Here is a 4046-nt window from a genome sequence, read left to right as displayed (position 1 = left end):
CAGCTGACGCGGGGGCGGGCAGCTGACGTGACGCCGTAGCTGGTGGTGGAAGGCTTCGGCCCCTGCCGCCGAGATCTCTCTCGGCGGCAGGGGCCGAGCGCTGTCCCGTGCAGGGCGCGCGGGCGCCCGCCGCCTCCACCCGGGTCGGGCATGCGTGAGGGGGTGACCACCCGGACCGGGTGGTCACCCCCTCATCACGTCTCTCTCGCCGCGTCTCGCCGGCCACATCGCTCCGGCCACGTCTGCGCGGCTCCAGCGTCTCACTCACCGGCCCGGCACGGCAGCTCAACGCTCAGGGCCGAGGGCTGAGGGCTCAGTGGCCTTGTTGGCCGCCGCCCTGCTCGTCACGACGGCGCTGCCAGCGCTCCTCTATCCGGTTCATCACCGAGCGCTTCGACCGTCCCTGATCGCGTGTCTGCGGGGCACCGGCAGGCTGTTCGCCCGGCTTGGGGGCCTTGCGCCAGCCGGTGACCGCGAGGACCGCACACCCCAGCATGACGAGGAAGCCCACCACGCTGAGCCACACCTGCTTGGCGACCATACCGGCCATGAGGAGCGCGATACCCACGAGGAAGCCCGCGACTGCCTGGTAGACCCGGCGCCGGGTGTACGTACGCAGCCCGCTTCCCTCAAGCGCCGACGCGAATTTGGGATCTTCGGCGTACAGCGCTCGCTCCATCTGCTCGAGCATGCGCTGCTCGTGCTCCGAGAGCGGCACGGAGTCCTCCTCATCGTGCAGTCGCCGGGGCGACCCGGGGGGTCCCTTCAGGATAGGCAGGGAATCGCCCCCGTGAAACCCGCCCCTCTACGCCAATTGGCCAACCGGAGCCCACCATGGACGTCCCGGCCCGCTGGAGATTCCATTCCCCGCAGGCCGACCCGTCATGCCGGGCGGTCTCCCTCGATCATACGGCGCAGTTCGGCCGAACGGGGGGCCTGTGGCGTACTCCATGTACAGCCGCGTACCTGATCAGCGGGGCATCTCAGGAGTCGGCCGAGGCCTCTTGCGTCCCGGGAGTCTCACCGAGCACATGGAGCTGGGTCGCCACGGAGTGGAAGGCAGGCAGTTCGGCCGCCGCCGCCTCCAGCTTCAGCAGTGCTTCCATGGCGCCGGGCTCGGTGTCCACGAGCACGCCGGGCACCAGGTCGGCGAAGACCCGGACGCCGTGCACGGCGCCCACCCGGAGGCCCGCTCCCTCGACCAGTCCGGTGAGCTGCCCGGCGGTGAAGCGGTGCGGGACGGGGTCACCCTGGCCCCAGCGGCCGTCCGGGTCGGTGAGGGCCTGCCGGGCCTCCGTGAAGTGACCCGCGAGGGCGCGGGCGAGGACGGCTCCGCCGAGGCCGGCGGCGAGCAGGCTGAGGACGCCCTCGGGGCGCAGCGCGGCCACCACGTTGCGGACGCCTTCGGCGGGGTCGTCGACGTACTCCAGGACGCCGTGGCACAGGACGGCGTCGAAGCCGCCGCGCCGGACGACGTCGAAGAGGCCGTGGGCGTCGCCCTGGACGCCCTGCACGCGGTCGGCGACACCGGCCTCGGCGGCGCGGCGCTCCAGCGCGAAGAGCGCGTTGGGGCTGGGGTCGACGACGGTGACCCGGTGCCCGAGGCGGGCGACGGGCACCGCGAAGTTGCCGCTGCCGCCCCCGGTGTCCAGGACGTCCAGCGACTCCCGACCCGTGGCCTTGACCCGGCGGTCGAGGGCGTCCCGCAGGACGTCCCAGACCACGGCGGTACGGAGGGCGGCGCGGGGGCGCGTCGGGTCGGGCACGGCGGTTGACTCCTTGGCGCGGCACCGCCTCTTGCGCGGCGGAGCGAAGGGGGCGCCCTCCCGGCCCGGCCGGTGCCGAGGGGAGGGCTTCAGGCGTTGTCCACCCTATTGCCTCCGCCACCGCGCCCGGCCACCGCGTGGGCACGGGTCGCGGGGCTCACGGGTACCGCCCGCCGCACCGGACACGCACCCGCACGTCCTGGCCGGACGCACCCGCACCTGCCGGCCCAACGCCCCCGCCCGCCCCGTCGACGGCGGCGCTCACCCCGCGTCCGGCATGTCCTCGTCCGCGCCCGGGCGGTCCGGCTCGTCGCCCTCCTGGCGGGGCTGGGGCAGGACCGGCTGGAGGACCAGCATGCGCTCGACGAGGCGGAGGAACATCGCCACGTCGCGTATGAGGTCGTCTGCGTCGCGGCGGCTGGCCGCGCCCTGGATGCCCGCCTCGGCGCGGGCCCGGCGGCGGGCGCCGGAGGCGAAGAGCGCACACCACTCGGTCAGCTCGGGTGTGATCTCGGGGAGCACTTCCCAGGCGCTTCTGATCCGGGCCCGGCGCCGGGGTGAGGGCTCCGGGCGCCCCCGCGCGGCGAGGACGGCGGCGGCGGTGCGCAGGGCGGCCAGGTGGGCCGTGGCGTACCGCTCGTTGGGGGTGTCGAGGACGGCGGCCTCGTCGAGTCCGGCGCGGGCCTGGGCGAGCAGGTCGAGGGCGGCGGGCGGGGCCGTGGTCCGGCGCAGCACGGGGTGCACGTCGCTCGCCGGGCCGGTCAGTGAGGGGGCAGGGCCGGTGGCGCGTCGCCGACGTGCGGCGCTTGCGTGGGAGTTGGCCATGACGAACCTCCTGTCGTCTGTGTGACGGCACTCTCCTGTCCGGTGGTGCCGTATGTGCACATCGTGGGCTATGGCACTGACAATCCGATCTGACCTGGGCCTTTGCTTCGATCGAAGGTTCGAGCCAGTTTTTTCACTGACCAGTCAGTTCAAAAAAATGCATGCGTCGCTGCCGCAGGGGAAACCTTGGACGGAGTCACCGTCACGGCCGAGGAGTTCGGGCTCCGCGGCCCGCGCGGCTGGGCCTTCCGGGACGTCGGTCTCGACGCGGAGCCCGGCGCGCTGATCGCGGTCGAGGGGCAGCCCTCCGGCTCCGGCCGGACCAGCCTGCTGCTCGCGCTCACCGGCCGGATGAAGGCCACCGAGGCCGGATCCTCGTCCTGGCCCTGCTCATGCTCCAGCTGACGTCGGCGGGCGGCACCTACCCGGTGCAGACGAGCCCGGACTTCTTCAACGCCTGCATTCCTGGCTGCCGATGAGCCACGTCGTCGAGGCCCTGCGCCGGCTCATCACGGGCGGCGGCCTGGGCCCGGTGCAGCAGGCGTGCGTGGTCCTGATCGCCTTCACCGCGGGCGCCCATGCAATGACCGCGCTGTCCGCTCGCCGCCGCCAGGTGGGGACGCTGGACCGGCTGCACCCGGAGCTGACCCTGTGACCGCGCCGCCGGGTCACCCGGCGGCGCGGGTTCCTGTGACAATCAGGGGCATGGACAGCACCACCACGCCCGTCGGCAGCACCCGCCGCGAGGCCACCCGGCAGAAGCTCTACGAGGCGGCCGTCACCCTCATCGCCGAGCAGGGTTTCTCCGCCACCACGGTGGACGAGATCGCCGAGCGCGCGGGCGTCGCGAAGGGCACCGTCTACTACAACTTCGCGAGCAAGTCCGTCCTCTTCGAGGAGTTGCTGCGGCATGGGGTGGGACTGCTCACCGCGTCCCTCCGGGAGGCCGCCGAGGGCACCGCGCGCGCGGGCGGCAGCCGGGTCGACGCGCTGGACGCGATGATCCACGCGGGCCTGGTCTTCATCGACCGCTATCCGGCGTTCACCCAGCTCTACGTGGCCGAGCTGTGGCGCACCAACCGGGCCTGGCAGTCCACGCTCATGGTGGTGCGGCAGCAGGCGGTGGCCGTCGTCGAGGGCGTCCTGCGCGAGGGCATCGACAACGGCGAGTTCAGCGAGGAGATCGACGTGCAGCTGACCGCGGCCGCGCTGGTCGGCATGGTCCTGGTGGCCGCCCTCGACTGGCAGGCCTTCCAGTCGGAACGGTCCCTGGACGACGTGCACGCGGCCCTGTCCCGGCTGCTCCAGGGGCGGGTGAGCGGGCGCCGTTAGGGGCGCGGACGGCGGGCCCCGGCAGGGCGACGCGGAAGCGCCGGTCCGCCGCGGCCACGTCCCCCGTGTGCCGCCGCGAACCGGCGCTTCCTGGTGCTCCCCCGCTTCCCCCGTTCCCTCCCC

General features: G+C 73.5%; 4 protein-coding genes and 2 pseudogenes. 3 read left to right on the top strand and 3 right to left on the bottom strand.

Annotated features, from left to right (window positions below):
* Positions 1 to 313 precede the first annotated feature (313 nt).
* The 3 genes from P1P75_RS40165 to P1P75_RS40155 all read right to left on the bottom strand — a co-directional run bounded on the left by P1P75_RS40165 (position 314) and on the right by P1P75_RS40155 (position 2591).
* Positions 314 to 718, bottom strand: a complete 405-nt coding sequence (locus tag P1P75_RS40165) for a DUF3040 domain-containing protein (protein WP_086769039.1) — start codon at positions 716 to 718, stop codon at positions 314 to 316.
* Positions 719 to 983: 265 nt separating this feature from the next.
* On the bottom strand, positions 984 to 1766 hold the full coding sequence (locus P1P75_RS40160) for a methyltransferase (protein WP_319264652.1): 783 nt from the start codon (positions 1764 to 1766) through the stop codon (positions 984 to 986).
* 261 nt (positions 1767 to 2027) lie between these two features.
* Complete coding sequence (locus P1P75_RS40155; protein WP_319264650.1) at positions 2028 to 2591, bottom strand: SAV_6107 family HEPN domain-containing protein; 564 nt, start codon at positions 2589 to 2591, stop codon at positions 2028 to 2030.
* A 186-nt stretch (positions 2592 to 2777) separates the two neighbouring features.
* Between P1P75_RS40155 and P1P75_RS40150 the strand changes: the two are divergent.
* The 3 genes and pseudogenes from P1P75_RS40150 to P1P75_RS40140 all read left to right on the top strand — a co-directional run.
* Positions 2778 to 2957, top strand: a pseudogene (locus tag P1P75_RS40150) (ABC transporter ATP-binding protein); the annotation flags it as partial.
* A pseudogene (locus tag P1P75_RS40145) lies at positions 2957 to 3246 on the top strand (hypothetical protein); the annotation flags it as partial. The pseudogenes P1P75_RS40150 and P1P75_RS40145, both read left to right, overlap by 1 nt.
* Before the next feature lie 50 nt (positions 3247 to 3296).
* On the top strand, positions 3297 to 3923 hold the full coding sequence (locus tag P1P75_RS40140; RefSeq protein ID WP_319264649.1) for a TetR/AcrR family transcriptional regulator: 627 nt from the start codon (positions 3297 to 3299) through the stop codon (positions 3921 to 3923).
* The last annotated feature ends 123 nt before the right edge of the window (positions 3924 to 4046 follow it).

Origin of the sequence: Streptomyces sp. ID05-39B (assembly GCF_033794725.1) — a bacterium.
Classification (GTDB): Bacteria; Actinomycetota; Actinomycetes; order Streptomycetales; family Streptomycetaceae; genus Streptomyces; species Streptomyces bobili.
Note: the sequence above shows the minus strand (reverse complement) of the source record. Positions and strands in the feature narration are given on the sequence as shown.

Bases quoted from the DNA above. Each gene is read 5' to 3' on its own strand.
- P1P75_RS40155 (WP_319264650.1), bottom strand. From the start codon at position 2,591: ATGGCCAACTCCCACGCAAGCGCCGCACGTCGGCGACGCGCCACCGGC.
- P1P75_RS40140 (WP_319264649.1), top strand. From the start codon at position 3,297: ATGGACAGCACCACCACGCCCGTCGGCAGCACCCGCCGCGAGGCCACC.